Genomic DNA, 19,245 nt, shown 5'->3' with positions numbered 1-19,245 from the left:
GCCATGGCCCGAATCGGCCAGTACGACGAACCGCTCGCCTCGCCGGCCGACCCGCTCGGGGCGCCGTCGGGGTGGTCGATGCCCTTGGGCGTGCTGCCGATAGGTCGCTGGTCCCCCTTTGGGGGCTCGTCCGGCGTGCCGGTGCGGCTGCACGTGACGCTGGCGGTCGCGTTGTCGGTCGCGATCGTTGGGTGCCTCGACATCGGCACTTACGCCGCCTGGATGGCCCTGGCCGTGTACGCCGGGAGCCTGGTTTTCCACGAACTCGCCCACCTGGCCGCGGCCCGCAACCTCCGCCCCGCCGTGCCGCCGGGCGCCGACCCGGTCGTGCTCGGGCCGATCGGCGGCCTGCGGGTCGCCCGCGCCCCCAGCGACCCTCGCGAGCGCGTGTTCGTGGCGATGGCCGGGCCAATGGCGAGCCTGGCGCTGGCGCTGATCGGGTTCGCCAGCCTGGCCGTGAGCCAGCTCCCCCACGGCGAGGCCCTCGTGGTTGGCGGCGCCGCGGAGCTGTATGGCCTCCTCCTGCACGGGGCCGACCCTGGCACGCCGGTCTCCGCGACGCTCGCCCAATTGCTCATCGCGATCAACCTCCCGCTGTTCCTGCTGAACCTCGCGCCGGCCACGCCATTCGATGGCGGGCTGGCGTTGCGGGCGTGGTTGACGGTTTGGGTCGGCCCGCGCGCCGCCCGCGAGGCGGCCTTCTTCGTGGCGTTGCTGCTGGGGGCTAGCCTGCTCGGAGCGGGTTGGGCCGTGGTGCTGTCGTCGGGCGTGTCGCCGCTGGTCGGCGTCGGGCTGGCGGTGATCGCGGTGATCATCGGCTTCGGGGCCTGGTTCGACGCTTCGCTCGGCCGGCTCTTCCCCGGCGGAGGCGACGATCAGCACGTCGGCCTCGCCGAGTCGGCCGACGACCTCCTCTTGCGGCAGCTACTCGACCGGCCTGAGGCCGCCGCGGCGACCGATGCCCCCGAGACCGACGACGCCTGGGACGACGACTGCGTGGACGACATCCTCGCGAAGGTCCACCAGGGGGGGCTGACCGTGTTGACGGCAAACGAGCGTGCGATTCTGGAGCGCGCCAGCCAGCGTTACCGCCAACGGCGGTCTTGCTAGGCCGGCCCGCTCGGCCGGCTCAACGGCTTCGTAGAGGTCTCGGCGTCCCACTGGGGGGCACGCGCCGACAGACCGTCGCCGCCCGCACGATCAGTCCAACCGGCGCCGAGGCGCCGCCGGCGAGGGGCCTTTTGTCGCAGGTAGCCGAAGCTGCGGATTGCCGCGGCTGGATGCGTTCTACGCTTAGCTGATCCGCCAAGCGTCCCCGGTCGGAGAAACTCCGGCCGTGAAGCTCCCACCGCTGTGATTCCGAAAGTGCCCGTCGCCCCACTCGAACTCGATGGCCGTCAGCCGGCCGGCGAAAAGCCCGACCACGAAGCCGAGCTGCTCGCACGCCTGGAGTCGGCGTTCCGGCAGGTCTTCGCCGTGGTCGAGCCCGAAGCCGGCGTGCTAGAGCGGGTGACGCCCGACTGGCCGCGGGTCGACGTGTTCCAATGGTTGGGCGTGTGCGAGGAAGTCGCCCGCCGCGGCCGCGCCGAGGTGATCTGGGAACACTCGCCGCTGATGCTGCTGGCCGTTTCGCTGTCGGGCGCCGAGTCGGACAAGCGTCGCGTGGCGGTCGCGGTGCTGCTGACCGACCCGGCGCCTTCGCGCGAGGCGATCGACTCGGCCGCTTCGGCCTTCGGCGTCGACCCGGAGTTCCTGCGTCGGTGGTGCGCGGGGCGGCGCAGCTGGCCGCCGCACGCGGCGCTGCCGCTCGCGGAGGCCCTCGTCGAGGCCTGCTCCGCCAAGCACACCGCCACGGTGAGCAAACGCCACCTTTCGGACGTTTCGGCCCACCTGCTCGCCACGTTCGAAGAGCTACATTTGCTGCACCAGCTGACCGAAGGGTTGTGGCTCGGCCGCAGCGAGCACGAGCTGGCCGAGCAGGCCGTCCGACGGCTGGCCGACATCGTGCCGGCCGACTGCATCGTCGCGCGGCTGGCGGCCGACGACACGCCGGAGGTGCTGATGGCCGGCCGCCGTTTGCCGCTGGAGGAAGAGTCGCTCGACGAGTTCTTCCGAGGCCTCGGCCCGCAAGTGAACCGACGGGCCGTCGTGCTCAACCGCAACCGCACAACCTCCCCCACCTGGGGCTTCCCCGAGGTCCGCGAGGTGGTCGCGGCGCCGCTGATCGCGGCCGGGCGAGTCGTCGGCCACTTGGCCGCGGTGAACTACCGGCCCGACCACCGCCACGACGAGGGTGGTTTCGGATCGGTCGAAGCGAGCCTGCTGTCGAGCGTGGCCACGCTGATCGGCGTGCACGCGAGCAACCGCGGGCTCTTCAAGGAGAAGTACGAGCTGTTCAAGAGCTCCGTCCACGCGCTCACCTCGGCGATCGACGCGAAAGACCCTTACACGTGCGGCCACAGCGACCGCGTCGCGCGGATCTCCGTGCGGATCGCCCGCGAGCTGGGCTGCACCGACGACCAACTGAACACGCTCTACCTGGGCGGCCTGCTCCACGACGTCGGCAAGATCGGCATCGACGACCGGGTGCTCGGCAAGCCCGAGCACCTCACCGACGAAGAGTTCGAGCACATCAAGCAGCACCCGGTGCTGGGCGAACGCATCCTGGCCGGCGTGCCGCAACTCGCGCACGTGCTGCCGATCGTCCGCTCGCACCACGAGTGCTGGGACGGCAGCGGCTACCCGGACGGGCTGGTCGCCGACGAGTGCCCCTTGGTTGCGCGGATCGCCGCGGTGGCCGACGCGATCGACGCGATGGGCAGCGACCGCCCCTACCGCCACGGCATGCCGATCGAAGAGGTCGAGAACGTGCTGCGAGAAGGCGCCGGCAGGCAGTGGGACCGGCGCGTCGTCGACGCGTACTTCGCCGCCCGCGACGACATCATGGCGATTAGCCGCGTCGAGCGCGAGCCGCTCGACCTCGACGTCGGACGCTGGCAGCCGAGCGACGCGTTCGCGTTCGTCTAGCAGGCTGTTGATTTATCAGCGGCCTGCGTCGCCCCCAGGAGGGCGGCGTCAAAACGTCGGCCGAGAACCGACGTTTTGCGAGCCGCGAGGAGCTTGCTCCGAGCTTGGCGAGGTTGAAAAACGCGAGGAAGGCGTTTTTCAACCGCCTGCTAGGCCCCGAGCGGAAGCACGCGGATGGCCGCGTCGCACGAGCCGACCTTCGCCGCGGTCTCGCCCGACGCGTGCTCGCGCCGCACGTAAGCCAGCGCGATCGATCCGGAGTCGGTCCCCACGGCCGACGTGACCCGCCCCCCCGGCTTGCCGCCGACGGTGACCTCGGCGCCCCGATCGGGGGCGGGCCCGTCCACGGCGAGCCCTCGGAGCAGCCAATTCACGCGGCCCAGGGCGTCGATCCGGGCGACAGGCTCCTGGCCCAGGTAACAGCCCTTCGTGAAGGAGATCGCCCTGTCGTTGCGGTCCACTTCCTGGGGCAGGTTGCGGGAATCGACGTCGATCCCGTCGAGCGGCACGCCGAGCGTGATGCGGAGCCGCTCGAACTGCTCGCCCGACAGCAGCTGCTGCTCTTCGGCCAGCCGCCCTCGTGTCGCGACCACGCGGTCGCCGAAGGCCGAGAGGGCCACCGCGCCGCCGATGGGCTCGCCGTGTCCGTGCGACAGGGTCCAGGGGCCGGGGGGCACGACCGCTAGCTCGACCTGCTCACGGATCAGGTACTTGTCCAGGTGCTCGTGCAGACTCTCCGCCCGCGGCGACGACAGCAGCGCCACGTAGCCCTGGTCGGCGATCCGCGCGACCCATGCGTAGGCGATCACGTGGGCCTTCACATCGGTGAACATCGCCTCGCACGACTCGCCCTCCGCCAAAGCGGCGACGTCGTTCGTGCAGAAGTTGTTCAGGAATTTGCACGCGTCGCGGCCGGTCGCCTCCACGGCGGACCAGTCGTCGACGACGACGCTTGTTTCCGGCGGCAGGGAGGGCGTCATTCCGGCTCCTCGGCGGCGATGGGGAAGCGGACGTGCTGCGCGTCCTCGAGCAACACGCAGTCGCCGAAGCGGCCCGCCATCCGCAGCATCTGCTCTTCGCTCTCGACCGGCGCGATGCCCAGCGGCTCCACGGCGTCCGGCGAAAGTCGGCTGCGCAGGAACACCGGGCCGCGTTCGACCGCCTGCATCACCCGCCACGCGGCGAGCGCCGCGGGGCCCGACTCGGCCGACAGGTCGGAGGCGACCGACACGGGGTCGTCGGCCTCGGCCAAGCGGGCGAGCTCGGGCCCGATCGGTTCTTCGAGCTCGCTCCACACGGCGATCACGCCGCCCGACCTCACCAAGCGCTCGGCCGACTCTAGCGCGCGGCCGACCGCCTCCCAGGTCTGCTGGTCGGGGCCGCCGGTCACGACCGCGAGGACCACGTCGGCCGGCTCCGCGAGCGGCGTGCGCCAGGCGCGGCTCGCCGCGTCGTTCGCGTGGCGCCCGACCTGGTCGGCCTCGCCGGCGACGACCGCCGCCACGCCGCCGCCGGGTCCCGGCACGACGCGGACCACGAACGGCGCGCCGATGATCCAGCCCGCTTGGTCGGCTTCGGCGCGGCGGGCCGCGAGCCGGCGGCCGCCGCCGAGGTCGGCGTCGTGCACGGTGCGGACCTTGCGGAACCGGTCAATCGTCGACTGGTCGAAGAAATCGGGGAACAGCCCGTCGTACGCGCCGCCGGCCGTGTCGGCCAAGCCGCCGCTGTCGCCGGTGGTCGGTTCGGCAGAGACCGGCAGCACGAGGTCGGCTTCGAAAAGCGTCCGGTTCACCAGCAGCGGCCGGTCTCCCTTCGCCAAGCCGGCGAAGCAAAGGGCCTCCTCATTGGCCGGGTCGTGGGCCTCGACACGCACCCCCGCGGCGGCCGCGTCGGCGAGCGCCTCGGCCAGCGGCTTGGAGTCGCCTGCGTTGGCCGCGACGACGTGGATCCGCGACCGGTCGATCCCCGCCGCCGCGAGCGACGCGATCACGCCGGCCACCAGCGGCGCCGCCGCCGGCGTGCCGTGGCCCACGGCGATCGCCACGCGGTCGTCGGGGGTGACGCACCGCGCGAGCGGCGGCAGGCCGAGCGGGTCGGCCAGCGCGTCGACCGCCAGCCTGGCGACCCGCTCCGGGTCGATCGGATCGGCCGCGCAACGCAACCGGTCGGCGGTAAGCCGGTCGGAGGTCTCGGGCGGCGCGCCGCAGCGCAGGAAAGTGACAGACATACAGGGCCGGTGGTGGTGCTCCGCGGGACGGGCGATTTTATCGGCGGCGCCCCGGCCCGGCCATGGCTGGCGCGGCCCGGGGCGTGCGGGTCGGGGGGGCTCCGCCGCTGGCCGGTGCGGCGCCATAATCGGGGCGACAAACACAAAGGACCGCCCACCGCCCCCCTTTACCGAAGAGCGCCGGATATGCCCGTCACCGATCAACAGATGCAGGCCTTTTGCGAGACCGTCGTGCGTGGTCGCGAGGCGGCGCCCGACCTGACGCTCAACGACTACTTGGCCGACGTGCCGCGGCTCGATTCGCTAGCCGACGTGACCAGCGGCACGCCGGTGCTCGTCCGCGGCGACGTCGACGCGAAGCCGGGCGCCGAGGTCGGCCAGGGCGACATCCGGCTGAGGTCGATGGTCGACACGCTGAAGTTCGGACGGGACAAGGGCTGGAAGCAGGTCGTTTTCGGGCACATCGGCCGCGAGCCAGAGAAGTCGCTCGACAAGGTCGCAAAACGATTGGGCGAGCTGCTCGGCTGCGACGTGCCGCTGGTCGGCGACTGGCTCGACGAGTCGTCGATGACCATCAAGCCGGAAGCCGCCGAGGCGGTCGCGTCGGCCGAGCCCGGCGCGGTGATCGTGCTGGAAAACACACGCAAGTACGACATCGAGCGGGCCCTCTGGAAGGCCAAGCCGGAAGACCTGCCCGGCCTCGCGCCGAAGCTCGCGAAATACGCCAACGAGCTGGCCGAGAAGATCGCCACGGTTTATGTGCACGAGGCCTTCAGCGCGGGGTCGCTCGACGCGTCGAGCGTGGCCGCGCCGGCGGCGATGGAGCGGGTCGCGCTGGGCGAGTACGCGGCGGGCGAGTTCGACGGCCCCATGCAGAAGTGCCTCAAGGCGGACCTGGCCGTGTTCAGCGGCATCAAGATCGACAAGCTCGACGACATGCAGGCCATGATCGCGCGGGGCACCATCAAGCAGATCTTCGCGTCCGGCTCGATCGCGATGGCCATCCGCAAGGCGATCGGCGAGCTCGACGGCGAGCCGGTCTGCCTCGGCGCCGCCGAGGACCCGGCCAACAAGAGCCAGCCGTGGTACATCCCCGCCGAACGCGTGCGCCAAGCCAAAGGGATCGTCACCGACGGCCGGCAGAAGGGCATCACGTTCACCGCGCCGTGCGACTCGGTCGTCGAGGACGGGACCGTCAAGGACGAGCTGTCGCCCAACGACCAGCAGCTCGACATCGGGCCGAAGTCGATCGAGAAGTTCCACGAGGCGGTCGGCGCCTTCATCGAGCGTACCGGCGGCCGCGCGGTCGCCTTCCACAACGGCGTGTTCGGCGTGTTCGAGGACCCCAAGTTCGAGAACGGCACCAAGGCCTGGATCCCCGAGCTGAAGCGTATGAAGGACGCCGGCGTCGAGGTCTACGTGGGCGGCGGCGAGGGGGGCAAGGCGCTCGAGAAGTACGGCGAAGAAGACTGGGTCACCCACTGCTTCACCGCCGGCGGCACGGTGCTCAACGCGCTGGGCAGCGAGCCCGTGCCGTACCTGGTCGCGCTGCGCCTGGCGGCAAAGGGGTGAGCGAGCAAGACAAGGGCGGTGCACTGGAAAGCCGCATCACAGTCCGCCGCCTGCTGTCGATCACGGCTGCCGTTTCTGTCGTGCTGCTGGTGGTTGCATGGGCCGGCCGTGACCGGGTCGGAGCAGCATTCGGGGCGTTGCCCCGAATAGCCCTAATAGGCAGCCTGCTCTATTTCCCCTTCCTGGCGCTCCTTCACTTCTGCATGGTGCTCACGGATCGGCTTGGGGGACACTGCCCCGGGCGTCGAGCTGAGCTGAACCCTCTCGCCTCACTCGCCGTTTGGCGGAGCCCGCCAGCGAGTTGGCCCCGTGCTATCCGCGTCGCTGTCGGCACGCCGTTGCTCCTCGCTGCCTTTTGGTGGGCGATCCGAGAAACGGGATCGGGTCTTTCCATGTTGCCCCAACGCCCGGCGCTCGGTGCACGACTCCTCTCCGACTTGCTCTCTGATGGGGCCGACCTCCGAACTGTTACTAGGCTATTCAACTGGGAGCTACACTCGTTCACACGGTGGTGGCTCTTCTTCGGACTCCTGACGGCGGGGTGGATCACCGCACTGAGGCTTCTAGGAGATGCCCACAGCCGAGGGAGATCCAACTCCGAGTTGATACGAAGGGCGTTGCTCTTCAGCCCCTGGATTGCAGCGTTAGAGGTTGCCATGCTCGCCGGCGCCTACGGCGGCGGCACGGTGCCAGAGCCTTCTACGCTCTTCGTCGAAGGAATCTTCTCGTGGGACCGCTGGCACTGGGACTGCTGGCGAGGCGTCGTATGGGTCTTTCGCGGGTTCATCCCTGTCCTGGCGACGGCGACTGTGTTCTTCCGAGCCGTATTCGGTTGGCCGATCCCGGTGAGCCTCGCTGCGGCCGCATTAAGCGTTCCAGCGGCCCTTACTCTCTCCGTAGCATGGGAAGTCCTCTATATGACTATCCGTCAATGAGGCTTCCTTCAGGCTCTCTGGCGCGAGGTCGACACCGCCGACTCACCTAGAGAGAACCCCAAGAAACGCGAGGGTCGGTGTGGTTGTCCCCTGCAGCCGCGCGGCGCTACTCAGCCATCACCAACCGCGCGTCGAGCCACAAGGCCTCGTCCCCCGCGTCGCCGTTGTCGGCGTAGTCGACGACCAGCGCCAGCGCGGCCGCGCCGGTGAGGTCCACGTCGACCGGCAACGCCGCGTCGCCCGCCCGCACGACGCCGCTGTCGTACGCCAGCGCGAACGCGCCTTCCCTCACCAGGTAGACGCGGAACACGACGCTCCCCTCGGCAGACGACTCCGGCGGTGGGTCGGCGACGGCCACGTCGCAACGGAAACGCTGGGCTTCCGGCCCGAGCTTGTAGACCAACCTCGCCGCGCTGTGCATCGCGAGCCCCTTCGCCGCGCGGCGACCGCCCCCCTCAAGAGGACCGCCGAGCAGCCCCTCGTCGCGCGCGTAGGGCCACGCCAGGTCGAGGTACGGCGTGTGGCGGTAATCGACCGGCTCGGTGTCCGACAGGTACCGCACCGGCCCGCCGAGCGGCTGAACGAACACAACCGACGCGGCGTCCGACTCGATCTGGACGCCGTCGGGCGTGGTGGCGGTGGCCTTGTCGCCGTCGATCGCGATGGCCGACGCGCGGACAAGCGAGCCGTCGCCGTAGCCGATCAGGCCGCTCGCCGGCGAGGCCTCGCGTGGGCCGCCGAGCCGCACAGCGGCGACTTCTTCTAACGGGACCTGGATCGCCTCGCCGGCGACTTCGACGTTGGCCGTCTCGGCCGTGAGGGCCACGACCCGGCCGGCGACCCGGTCGCCGCTCGCGAGCAGCACCAAGTCGGAATCCTCCGGGAACTCTTCGCCCTCCACGCGGTCGATCGCCGAAAGGTCCGGCGCGACCCAGCGGACGGCCGACCTGGGGGCGCTGACCCAGCCGCTGCCGCGTCGGACGCCGACCGTGTCGTCGCGGATCTGGACCAAGCCGGTCGGCGACCAGCCGCGGTCGGCGAGCAGCAGCGAGCCATCGCCGAGCACGATCGCCGGACGCCGGGAGGGAGCGGCGGGCTCGCCGAAGCGGACCAACCGGTCGGTCTGGTGCGTTTGGCCGTCGGCCTCGAGCGTGGCGGTGCGGGCGGTCGCGTCGAACCGACAGCCGGTCAACTGGGCGTCGGCGAGCGACCGGCCATCGGCGAGAACGGCCTCGGCGCCGACGGCGGCGGACGCGAGCGCACCGCTCAGCCACAGGGCGCCGGCCGTGATAAAGGGAGCCGCGCGTGTCATCGCTGGAAGATCGGCACCACGTTGTTGGGCGTCTGCAGGATCACGCACGCCATCGCGGTAGCGTACGCGGGGCCGTTGCCGTCTTGCCACGAGCCGTCGATGCCCTGGCTGCGGACCAGGAGGTCGCGGATGGCCGGATACCAGGTCGCCCACCGCCCGCCGCCGGCCTGCCACATCGCCTGAACCGCGTAGTAGTGGCCGTAATAGAAGTGGCCGCCGCGGTTCGCGCGGGCGCCGACGGGCAGTTGCCGGTCGAGGTAAGCGAGGCCCGCGTCGAGCGCGTCGCCCTCGTACACGCCGGCGCTGTACAGCGCGACCACGCCGGCCGCCGAGCGGGGGAACTGGCTCCGCTTGTCTTGCGTGGTGTAGCCGAATCCGCCGTCGGCGGTCTGGCAACGCTTCACGTAGTCGATGCAGCGCTCGACGGTGGCCGACGGCACGTGGATGCCCGCGTTGCGCGCCGCGCGTAGGGCCATGATTTGGCAGATCGTCACGCTGATGTCGGCGTCGGTCGGCGTCGGCTGGTAGCGCCAGCCCCCCTCGGGGTTCTGGGCGGCGACGATCAGCTGCACGGCCGACGTGAGCTTGTCTCGCAGGTCGTCGCGCGGCGACATGCCGTAGGCCTCGGCCAGGAACAGCGTGGCAAACCCGTGGCCGTACATCGGGCCGTGACTGGTCGCGCCGTCGACCGCGATGAACCCGCTCGGCAAGGTGTGCTCGCAGAGGAAGTCGACGCAGCGCTCGATGTTCTCGCCGTAGGGCCCGCGGTCGGGCGTGCTGCCGCTGGCGAGGAACGCCATGCCGCCCAGCGCGACGATCGCCGGGTTGCGCCCCATCCGCCGGCCGCGGTCGCCGAAGCTGCCGTCGGCGAGCTGGATCTCCGCAAGGTACTCGAGCCCCTTGGCGATCGCCGGATCGGCCGGCGCGATCAGCGCAGCGGCGGCCTCTTCGGGGGTCTGGCCAACCGTTAGGCCAGCAGACAGATTCGTCGCGAGGGCCAAGGCCATCGCAAGCGTGCACCGCAACAGGGGGGTCAACGTTCCCCCCCGGCGCCGCGTTCGGCCAGCCGCCGGTAGTACTCGCGTAGCTCTTCGCGGTAGGCGGGCAAGAACTCGCTGTCGGCGCCTTGCAGCATCTGCTCACGCACCCGCTCGGGCAGGTGTCCCCACGCTTCTTTCACGAGTGCTTGCTGGGCCTCGGGCGAGTCCGCGTCCGGCGCGCCGGAGAGGGAGGTCGTCCCCGATTGGTTCGGCTTTGCGCCAAGCTTCATCGCTTGCTGGCCCGGCTTTTCTACCTCGCCCGGCTTGTCGCACTGGCCGGGCTTCGTCTCGGTGCGCTTGGAGGCCTGCTTCTCGCTGTCTTTGGGCTTCTGGCCGCTCTTGTTGCAGGAGTTGCACTGCTTCTCCATCTGAGCGATCAGCCGCTCTAGGTGCGCGACGACCTCCTTCTGCACCGGCACGGCCAAGCGGTCGTCGGCCTCGTCGTAGATGAGCGCTTCGGCGCGGCGCATCCCGTCGACGACGGGCTGCAGCGGCGAGCCGCCCTGGCCGACGTCCTCCCCCTCGCCCTGGCCGAGCATCCGGTCGAGCTGCTTCGGTCCGGGCAGCAGGGGCTCGGCCGCCGCGCGTGGCTGCGAGGGAGCAGGCGTTTCCGGCTGTGCCGAGAGCGCGCGAGCCAAGTCCTCGTCTAGCAGGCCTTCCCCAAGGTTGCCCAAGCCAGCGGAGCCACCCAGCCCAGCGGAGGCGCCCGGCCCAGCCGTCGAAGGCGCCGGCGCCCCCAGGGCGGGAACGCACAAAGCGACCGCGATCGTTAGGCTAGCGAGCGACTGCAGGTTCCTCACAGCGTCCTCGTGGGCTAAAGCGGTCGGGCGAGCGAAGCTCAGGGCGACTGACGCGTCAGGGCGACCCGGCCTCGGGGTCATTATCACGCTCCGCAAGCTCCAAGGCTAGCTCGGCGAGCCGCTTCTGGCGGACGGCCAGCTCGGCGCCCTGTTCGCCCCACCCCTCGGGCAGGGGGGATTCCGTGCGGCGGGCCGTGGCCGTGTCGGCTTCGTACTCGTCGGTTTCTGTGAGCACTTCCATCTGCATCATCCGGAGCATCTTCAGCTCCGCGACGTCGATCGGCGATGGCGGCCGCTCGCCCCCCTGCCCTCCTTGGCCGCCGCCCTGCTGCTGTTGCTGCGGCTCTTCGGGCAGCTGCGGCGTTTGCTCGAGCACTTCTTTAATTTGCTCCAACCGTGCCAGGGCGGCCGCCTCGCGTCGTTGGGTCGGCTTGCCGACGCGTGCTTCGTCGAGCCGCCGCGCGGCTTCGGCGCCCTGCTGCTGCGCGCCGCCCAAGGCGAGTTCGAACACCGCCCGCTTCGCCAGCTTGGTCGCGAATTCGCCCAGCTCCTGGGCCAACTCGCTCTGGTCGCGGCCGACCGTCTGGGCCGCCTGCTCCACGCCGGCGTCGGGGCTCGCCGCGTTGCGGCGGTTGTCGAGCTCGATGGTCTCGTCGAGCACGGCCTCTTGCCGCTGGATATAGCCATCGATCCGCTCGGCGAGCTGCTGCAGCACCCGCTGCGTCTGCTGATCCTCGAGCTCGTCGATCCGCTGGTCGATCTCTTGCTGCGCCTGATCGAACGATTGCTGGGCTTGCTGCAACTGGTTCTTCTTGTCGCCAGACTGGGGGTTTTGCTGACCGCTGTTCTGCTGACCGCTGCTCGACTGGGGCGGCTGCCCGGCCGTTTGCTGCGCGCCTTGCTGCGTGCTCGCGGCGGCTTGAGAGGCCGTAAGCCGCTCCAAGCGGCGGCCTTGGCGGGCGGCGCGGTCGGCCGCTTGTTGGCGGGCCGCGTCGGTCTGACGGGAATCCGGCCTCTCGGCTAAGCGACCGACCTGCTCCTGCAGATCCTCCAGCCGCTGCTTCTCTTGCTCGAGCCGCGCGATGAGCTCCTCCGGGTCGGTCGTGGTCCGCTCGCGGAGCGCCTCGACCATCGACTTGAGCCCCTCGGCCGCTCGGCTCTGGTTCTGGGCCGCGGCGCCGGCGCGGTTGCGGGCGATGTCGCGGGCCGCGTCGCGCATGCGGCTCGCGACGGCGGCCTCTTCGGCTTCAGCGAGGGCGTCGCCGACGGCGTCGGCCCCGGCGGTCGGCTGCGCGCCCTCGGGCTGGTTGTCGAGGAGCCGCTGCATGGCGCTGCGGAGCTTCTCGAAGCGGCGCGACGCCTCGGCCTGGCGGGTGAGCAATTTCTCTTGCTCGGCCGCGGGCGGCGCGAGCCGGCCGGCGGTCGCGGCAGCGGCGGCTTGTTGCTGCGACTCGGCCGACAGCTCGCGCTGCAGCTCCTCGAGGGCGGCCGCTTCGGTCGCGAACCGCTGGTAGTCGGCCCAACTCGTTAGCAGGTCGGCCACCCGCTCGAGCCGGTCGACCGCCTCGCCTTGCAGTGTGAGACCGGCGGCGAGCCGCTGCTTGAAATCCTCCGCGGCGCCCTGATCCCCTTCGCTGGCGCGGCGTCCGGCCCGCCGCGCGTCGGCCAACTCGCCGCGCGCCGAGGGCATCGTCTGGTCGGCCAGGCTGCGGAGCCCTTCGCTCGCCGCGGTGAGCTGTTTTCGCAGGTCGGCCGCTTCGACGCGGCTGCGGTCGAGCTCCTCAAGCAGCCGCTGGGCCGTCTCGGCCGCGCCGCGCGAGGGATCGGCCACCGTGGCGGTCGCCTCGCGCTGCTGAAACTCGGTTGCCGTCAGCCGGTCCAGCGCAGCGCGGTCGATCAATGCCGCTTCGCGCGTGTCGGCCTCCAGCGCCCGCGACGACGAGGCGGCTTCGCGTTGCGTCGCCAGGGCTTGTTGCACCTGCCCCAGCAGCCGCGACTGCTCAGCGGCCAGATCGGCCAAGAACTCCTCGTCCGACACGATCTGCAGCCGGCGCGGCGAGGGGGTGCGGCCCTCGGCGCCGCGGTAGTCGGTCGCGGCGAGCCAGAGCGACAGCTCGGCGCCTTCCTCGAGCGCCAACTCCGAGAGGTCCCAGACGTAATCGACGGGCGTCTGGTCGCCCTCGTCGAGCGAGCGCCGCGCGGGAGGTGTCGGGCCGTTGTCGGTGATGGTCAAGCGCTCGGGATCGGCTTGCTCATCGGCGTCGGTGGGCGCCCAGAGCAGTTCGATTTTGGCGATCGCCAGGTTGTCGGACGCCGTGCCGACGACCGGCACGAGCGCCTCGGCGGTGACACGCTCGCCGTCGCTCGAGGCCCAAGCCGCCTCGGGCGGTGTGTCGGGCGCGATCGCCCACGGGTGCGGACCGACCACGCCCGAGATCCCCGACGCGCCGGCCAGCCGCACCTGGTACTCGCCCTTAACGGGGCGTCCGTCGGGCGCGAGGGCGACGTGCGACTCCCCTGGGCCGGCGAAGCGGACGGTCCCCTGGTCTTCGCTGACAGCCAACGCGATCTCGTCCCCCGAGGGGAGCACGACCGCGGCCGCTTCGATCGGCTTGTCGACGGTCCCGCTGAACCCCAGCCGGCTCCCTTCGAGCGCCGGCACCGGGCCGGCCGATTGGCCTTCGGGCAGTCCGCTGTAGCTGGGGGGCGTGATCGTCACCGAATAGGACTTGGCCGCGGGCGGGTCGAGCACTCGCAGTCGGATCCACTCCATGGTGTCGTCGTCGCCGCCGACAAAGCGGTAGGCGAACGAGCGTCGCACCTCGTCGCGCGTGGCCACGGCCTGGTCGCCCACGAGCTGGGCGGGGCCGGTGTCGGTCCGGGCCGCCGAATCTTCGCCGGCCGCGAAGCGGTACTCGATGCGGACGTCGTCCGGCAGCGGGCCCCGGTCGTTGACGGCGACCGCCTCGAACGCGTCGCCGCGGGCGAGCAGGGTCGGCGCCTCTACGACGCGCAACGCGACTTCCCGCGGCCACGGCGCGTGCGACCACGGCGCCGCCAAACGCCACAGGCCGCGGCTCAACGCCGACGAGTCGGCCGCCGCGAGCAAAGCGATCAACGCGACCGCGCCCGCCAGCCACCTCAGGCCGTGGCGCAGTGGCGTCCTGTCGACGACGGCGTCGTAGCGGAGCGTGACGGACTCGCGGGTGGCGTCGAGCACCACCGCACGGCGGAGCTCGGCCGACCCCGCGCCGCGGTCGGCGGGGTCGCTCGCGGCGAACTCCACGGCGCTCGCCAAACGGCTGCCCAGCCCCGGCGTGATCTGCTGCAAGCGTTCGGCGACGCCCAGCCGCGAAGCCCCGCGCGGCCGCAGCCGGCGCCACGCGTAGGAGCCCGCCGCGGCGGTTGCCAGCACGAGCACCGCCGAGAACAGCCAACGCAAGCCCGGGTCGTTGAACCGGCCGAGCCAGTCGACCAGCGCCAGCGTGCCCGCCAGCGTGAGGGCCGCCGCCAGGGTCCACACGACGACCGACCACCTGGCGACCGCACGGAGCCGCGCGGCGGTCTCGTCGAGCCGTTTCAGCAGGGAGGTCGACACTTGTCGCGGAGTCCTTCGTGGTTTGAGCAGACACTTGCGGTACGAGTGTACCGCGGGCCTAGAGCATCGCCTTGCGTTTGCGGAGCACCCACTCCGCGGTGAGGCACAGCGTGATCGCCGCCAGGATCGGCCAGCGGTTCCACAGCTCGATCGGGGGGAGCGTCTCGAGAGCGGTGGGGCGCCCGGGGGGGATGATCTCTGCTAAGCGTCCCGACTGGTCGATCGTGACGAACTCGCCGCGCGAGCGCTCGGCGGCCGCTTCGAGCGCGGCGCGGTTCATCTCGGGGCGGGCGTCCTCGCCGAGCGGGGCGACCACCTTGAATTCGGCGGCCGCCGGGTTCTCGCCCGCGTCGACCAGCACGGCCCGGTAGTCGCCCGGCGGCAGGTCGCGGAGCGTGGTCTCGAAGCGTCCGCTCCCGGCGCCGGGCGCCAGCTCGACGCGGCGTTCGGCGCGTCCCTCGGCCTGGAGCACGACGGTCGGCCCCCCTTCGCGGCTGGCGCCGGGCCGCTCGTCGCGTAGCCGCAGCCGGACCGCTTCGCCCGGCTCGTAGACCGGCTTGGTGGCGGCCAGCTCGAGCGTGGCGGAGGCCTCGCTCCGTTTGTTCCTCGCCAGCGAGCGGATCGTCTGCACCCAGTAGCGCGCAAAGAAGACGTCGCCCACGCGGTACCGCCATCGGTACGTGCTGTCCATCGCGTGCAGCAACACACGGCCGGCGCCGTAGTAGTGCTCGGCGATCAGCGGCGCGGGCGCCCCCGAGTCGAGCCGCGCCGACGGGTGGGCCGCGAGCACCTGAGCGGCCGGCTTGGGCGGCCCCACGTCGGCCCGCCAGTACAACTCCGGCAGCGCGCGCCACAGCCGCTCGCTCTCGTCCGGCGTGTCGCCCAGCTCCATCGCGGTCGACTGCAGGCCGAGGGGCGTCGGCGTGACCGCGTAGCCGCCGCGCTCGTTGTACCCGCCCGGCTGCGCCTGGTTGATCTGGGTCGGCGCGAGCGCGACGAACGACGACCGGCTGCTGTACGCGGACGGCAGGCTGCGGGGCCCGGCCACGAGCACGAGCCCGCCGCCCCGCTCGCTGACGAACCGCCCCAGCTCGTCCCAGACCGAACGCGGCAGGAGCGTCGGGTCGAGGTCGATCAACACCACGACGTCGTACTCGGCCAGCGCATCGAGGCGGAGCGGCATCCGTGGCAGGGCCGTCAGGTCGGCCTCGGCGTACTGCGGGTCGGCCGATTGCAGGTAGTTGGCGACACGGATCGTCTCGTCGCGCTCCAGCAGGTGCTTCAGGTAGCGGAACTCGTAGTTCGGGTACCCCGCGGCGAGCAACACGCGGACGACTTCGTCGCGGACCGTGAGCGTGTGCGAGAGCTCGCTCGGCTGGGCCACCCGGTCCGCGGCGCCGGGCTCGGGCGTCGCCCGGAGGGTGTAGCGATACGTGCCCTCTTCGGTCGGGCGGTCAACCAGCCGCACCGGCGTGGTCGCGTCGGCGGAGCCGGGCGTGATCGTCTCGGAAGCGACCGGCTCGCTCCGCCCGGAGCGGAACAGCTCGACGCGGATCGGCTTGCCGGCGAGTTCTTGCGTGGAGAGCGTCGCGGTGAACGCGACCAGGTCGTTGACGAACGCCGTGTCGTCGGCGGCCAGGTCGGCCAGGCGCGCCGCGGGGGGCGGCCGGTCGTCGCCCACGCCGACCACGTACAGCGGGGCGCCGGCCCGGCGGGCCGCGTCGGCCGCGTCGGCGAGAGAGCGACCGGCGGTGACCTGCCCGTCGGAAATGACCAGCACGCCCTGCAGCGGCGCGGCGGGCGTGGCGTCGAGTTGCCCGGCGATCGCGTCGCCGAGCCGCGTTGCGGTGCGGTCGCGCTCGCCGTCGGCGCCCGGCGCCGGCTCGGCCGCCCCGCCGCTGTCGGAGAGCAGGGCGAGGATCTCGTCTCGGCCCTGGGCGACCCGGTCGGACGCCGCGTCGACCACCGCGAGCTCGAGCGTGTAACCCTCCTGCAGCGACTGGAGCAGGCGGGCGTCGTCGCGCGTCAGCAGCCGCTCGGCGGCCGCGAGGCGTGATTGGGGCGGGCCGTCGTCGCCGACGTCTTCGCGGTCCATGCTCGCGGAGCGGTCCAGCAGGATCGCCAGGCGCGGCTTTCCGTTGCGGCTGCCAGAGAAGACGGCCTCGCTGAGCATCAGCAGGATCAGCGCCACGGTCGTGAGCCGGAGCAACGCGAGCGCGGCCCGATAGAAGTGGCTGGCTGGGGTGGTCTCGTAGCGGTAGCACGCGATCACGGCGGCAACCGCGGCCGCGGCGAACAACGCGGTCACCCACGGCGCCCAGGTCCACTGCGTCTGCAGGCGCCAGACCTCGTCGGTCGCTTGGGCCAAAGGCGTAGCGGCCAGCGTGCAGCTTGTCCCGATCATCCGCTCCCCCTCCCGAACCAGCACGCCATGGCCGGTTCGATCAGGGCGAGGCCGAGCGCCGCGTAGAGCAGCCAGCGGTGCAGCGGGGTGGGCGTAGCGGCCGCGGCGTCGGAACGCGCGTCGCCCACGCTGCGGCGCACGCGGAGCGCGTCGGGCAGCCGGTCGGTGGAAACCGTTTCGGGATCCGACTCGGCCGCGTCGGTGTTGACGGCGACCGCGCCGGTCGGCGCTTCGCCCGCCGGCCCGAACAAGTACACGCCGGCGCGGTCGGTCGTCGTGTAGGTCCATCTCCCCTGGTCGTCGGGCGCGACGCGCCCCGGCTCGGCGTCGGCGGGCGGGACGACGACCACCTCGCTGGTCCCCGGCGAAGCCACACCGGTGATCGCTTGGCCAATGGCGAGCCCCCGGCCGGCGCCTTCGCCTTGGACCAGGTAGCGTGTCAGCTCGCGCACGATCGGGAGAAAGCTGGGCCACGCCGGGAGCGCGGTCCATGCCTGTCCCGTCGTCGGGTCGGTCGAATCGAGCGTCGCGGCGGTGGTGAGCACCGCGACGCGGCCCCGCCCGAGCGGCGCGGTAACGAGCAGCGGGTCGCCGTTCTCCAGCGCGAGCACTACCTCTGCTTGGCCGGGCGCGGGCGTGAACGGGAAATGGCGATAGACCGGCGTGGTGAGCAGCCCCGCGCGTTCCCACCCGCGGAACGGCTGCACGATCGGGTGCTCGTACCCCAGCGGGTCGACCCGGTACGACGGCGCCGCCACCGACGCCGAGAGCCATCCAGGCGCCAGGCCGCCCGCGCCGGCGTTGTCGGCGAGCGCGGCCCCTTGGTCGGCCCGGCCCTCTTCAGCAACGCGGCGGAGCGCCGCGCCTGAGGGCGTGTGAACGCTGAGGGCGTCGGGCGGCGCCTGGCGAGGCGGGGCGAGGGTGTCGTTGTAGCGCGCCGCGTCGACGCGGTCGCCGAGGAACAGCGCGACGCCGCCGCCGGTCGCCACGTAGCGGGTGAGCCGCTCGGCTTCCGACTCGGAGAGTTCCCGAACATTCGAGAGGAACACGCACGCGTAGTCCGTAAGGTCGACCGTCGGCAGGTCGGCGTCGGACACGACGACCGGTTCGTAGACGCCCTCGCCCGTCGGGTCGAGCGCGTCGGCCAGGTAGTCGGCCGCGCCGGGCGCCCCGGCGACGCACAGCACACGGACGCGCGGCGAGAGAGTCATCGCCAGGTTCCGCTGGTCGTCGTCGCGGAGCCGATCGTCCGACGAGCCAGCGATCCGCAGCCCGACCCGCTTCGGCCCCGGCGTAGCGAAGCGGTGCGTGAACCCGACGGCGGCCGGCGAACCGACCGCAAGCCGCACTCTGCGTTGAGCGACCACCGCGTCGTCAACGACCAGCGACACGTTCCGCTCGCCGGGGTCGCCCGCGAAGAGCCGGACTTCCCCCACGAACTCGACCGGCGCGGCGAGGCTCGGCAAACCCTCGGCGACCCCCAGCGAGGTCACGGCGACCGCGTCGAGCGACGAGCCGCCGACGTCGATCACCGACACTTCGGCCGCTTCCGCGACCGAATCGAAGAGCGCAGCGGCTTGGCGTTCCCCGTCTGCGTCGGCGATCGCCGCCCAGGTGTTGGCGCCCAGGTCGCTCAGGAAGATGACCTCTTGCCGATGCCCCGAGGTGGAATCACGGGAAGCCTCGATCAACGACTTGGCGCTCGCCAGAGCGGCGCCCAAGTCACCGACGGCCTGCGTCGGCGCGACCGCCTCGACCGCACGCCGGGCCGCGCCCGAGTCGGACGTCGGCCGGCCGAGCGGCGCGCTCGCCTGGGGGCCCATCACGACGAGCGAGTACGCATCGCCGGCGCGGGCGGCGTCGACGAGGGAACTCGCGACTTGCTTGGCTTTCTCCAGCGCGGTGCGCCCCTCGGCGTCGAGCGACTTCATCGACAACGACGCGTCGATCACCAGCACGCGGTGCGTCGGCGCCCCCGCGCCGAGCAGCCCGCTGTCGAGCAGCGGCTTAGCGGCCGCCAGCGCGAGCAAGATGAGCAACAGCGTGCGGGTGGCCAGCAGGACCCAGTGCTGCAGCCGCAGCTTGCGGGCCTGCTTCTCGAGCGCCGCGCGCAAGAAACGCACCGCCGCCCACGCGGTCTCCCGGTGGGTCTGCCGCATCCACAGGTGGATCAGGATCGGCGCAGCGGCCGCCGCCAACCAGCCAAGCATGGCGAGGTTTGCGAAGCCGAAGGCGAGCGGAACGATTGGCAAAGGCGATCTGGTGGGAGTAAAGCCGGACGCGGATTAATACGGACAGAGCGGATCAGCACGGCCTGTCGGTACTTATCC

At 71.7% G+C, this 19,245-nt stretch carries 12 protein-coding genes; 4 read left to right on the top strand and 8 right to left on the bottom strand.

Features of this window, described 5'->3' with window-relative positions; translation table 11 throughout:
* The first annotated feature begins 3 nt into the window (after positions 1–3).
* Both RIC11_RS02110 and RIC11_RS02105 read left to right on the top strand, forming a co-directional pair.
* Positions 4–1,110 carry a metalloprotease gene (locus tag RIC11_RS02110; RefSeq protein ID WP_350208176.1) on the top strand — a complete coding sequence of 369 codons (1,107 nt, stop codon included), beginning with the start codon at positions 4–6 and terminating at the stop codon, positions 1,108–1,110.
* Between the two features lie 255 nt (positions 1,111–1,365).
* The gene (locus tag RIC11_RS02105) at positions 1,366–3,027 is read left to right on the top strand and encodes an HD-GYP domain-containing protein (RefSeq protein WP_350208175.1); all 1,662 of its coding nucleotides are present in this window, start codon (positions 1,366–1,368) and stop codon (positions 3,025–3,027) included.
* Positions 3,028–3,176: 149 nt separating this feature from the next.
* Here RIC11_RS02105 and ygfZ read toward each other — a convergent pair whose 3' ends face one another.
* Positions 3,177–4,007: a CAF17-like 4Fe-4S cluster assembly/insertion protein YgfZ gene (ygfZ, locus tag RIC11_RS02100; protein ID WP_350208174.1), complete on the bottom strand. Its 831-nt coding sequence runs from the start codon at positions 4,005–4,007 to the stop codon at positions 3,177–3,179.
* Positions 4,004–5,254: a lactate racemase domain-containing protein gene (locus RIC11_RS02095; RefSeq protein ID WP_350208173.1), complete on the bottom strand. Its 1,251-nt coding sequence runs from the start codon at positions 5,252–5,254 to the stop codon at positions 4,004–4,006. The genes ygfZ and RIC11_RS02095 overlap by 4 nt, the downstream gene beginning before the upstream one ends.
* Positions 5,255–5,440: 186 nt before the next feature.
* Here RIC11_RS02095 and pgk point away from each other — a divergent pair, with 186 nt between their 5' ends.
* Together pgk and RIC11_RS02085 are read left to right on the top strand one after the other, a co-directional pair.
* Positions 5,441–6,826, top strand: a complete 1,386-nt coding sequence (pgk, locus tag RIC11_RS02090) for a phosphoglycerate kinase (protein ID WP_350208172.1) — start codon at positions 5,441–5,443, stop codon at positions 6,824–6,826.
* A complete protein-coding gene (locus tag RIC11_RS02085; protein WP_350208171.1) occupies positions 6,823–7,761 on the top strand; it encodes a hypothetical protein in 939 nt (312 codons plus the stop codon). The genes pgk and RIC11_RS02085 overlap by 4 nt, the downstream gene beginning before the upstream one ends.
* A 106-nt stretch (positions 7,762–7,867) precedes the next feature.
* Here RIC11_RS02085 and RIC11_RS02080 read toward each other — a convergent pair whose 3' ends face one another.
* From RIC11_RS02080 to RIC11_RS02055, 6 genes are all read right to left on the bottom strand, one after another.
* On the bottom strand, positions 7,868–9,073 hold the full coding sequence (locus RIC11_RS02080) for an NPCBM/NEW2 domain-containing protein (protein ID WP_350208170.1): 1,206 nt from the start codon (positions 9,071–9,073) through the stop codon (positions 7,868–7,870).
* Positions 9,070–10,080 (bottom strand): prenyltransferase/squalene oxidase repeat-containing protein, encoded by a 1,011-nt coding sequence (locus RIC11_RS02075; RefSeq protein ID WP_350208169.1) that lies wholly within the window; start codon positions 10,078–10,080, stop codon positions 9,070–9,072. The genes RIC11_RS02080 and RIC11_RS02075 overlap by 4 nt, the downstream gene beginning before the upstream one ends.
* A 26-nt stretch (positions 10,081–10,106) precedes the next feature.
* On the bottom strand, positions 10,107–10,751 hold the full coding sequence (locus RIC11_RS02070; RefSeq protein ID WP_350208168.1) for a hypothetical protein: 645 nt from the start codon (positions 10,749–10,751) through the stop codon (positions 10,107–10,109).
* Positions 10,752–10,968: 217 nt separating this feature from the next.
* A complete protein-coding gene (locus tag RIC11_RS02065; RefSeq protein WP_350208167.1) occupies positions 10,969–14,511 on the bottom strand; it encodes a hypothetical protein in 3,543 nt (1,180 codons plus the stop codon).
* Positions 14,512–14,569: 58 nt separating this feature from the next.
* Positions 14,570–16,915 (bottom strand): hypothetical protein, encoded by a 2,346-nt coding sequence (locus tag RIC11_RS02060; RefSeq protein WP_350208166.1) that lies wholly within the window; start codon positions 16,913–16,915, stop codon positions 14,570–14,572.
* Entirely contained in the window at positions 16,912–19,167 is a 2,256-nt protein-coding gene (locus tag RIC11_RS02055; protein ID WP_350208165.1) for a BatA domain-containing protein, read from the bottom strand. Before RIC11_RS02055 ends, RIC11_RS02060 begins: the two co-directional genes overlap by 4 nt.
* Positions 19,168–19,245 lie beyond the last annotated feature (78 nt).

This window comes from Botrimarina sp. (genome assembly GCF_040219535.1).
Lineage (GTDB): Bacteria > Planctomycetota > Planctomycetia > Pirellulales > Lacipirellulaceae > Botrimarina.
This window is presented reverse-complemented; position numbering and strand designations above follow the sequence as displayed.

Coding starts and splice junctions, on each gene's coding strand:
- RIC11_RS02110 (WP_350208176.1), top strand. CDS start 4: ATGGCCCGAATCGGCCAGTACGACGAACCGCTCGCCTCGCCGGCCGAC.
- ygfZ (WP_350208174.1), bottom strand. CDS start 4,007: ATGACGCCCTCCCTGCCGCCGGAAACAAGCGTCGTCGTCGACGACTGG.
- RIC11_RS02095 (WP_350208173.1), bottom strand. CDS start 5,254: ATGTCTGTCACTTTCCTGCGCTGCGGCGCGCCGCCCGAGACCTCCGAC.
- pgk (WP_350208172.1), top strand. CDS start 5,441: ATGCCCGTCACCGATCAACAGATGCAGGCCTTTTGCGAGACCGTCGTG.
- RIC11_RS02080 (WP_350208170.1), bottom strand. CDS start 9,073: ATGACACGCGCGGCTCCCTTTATCACGGCCGGCGCCCTGTGGCTGAGC.
- RIC11_RS02075 (WP_350208169.1), bottom strand. CDS start 10,080: ATGGCCTTGGCCCTCGCGACGAATCTGTCTGCTGGCCTAACGGTTGGC.
- RIC11_RS02060 (WP_350208166.1), bottom strand. CDS start 16,915: ATGATCGGGACAAGCTGCACGCTGGCCGCTACGCCTTTGGCCCAAGCG.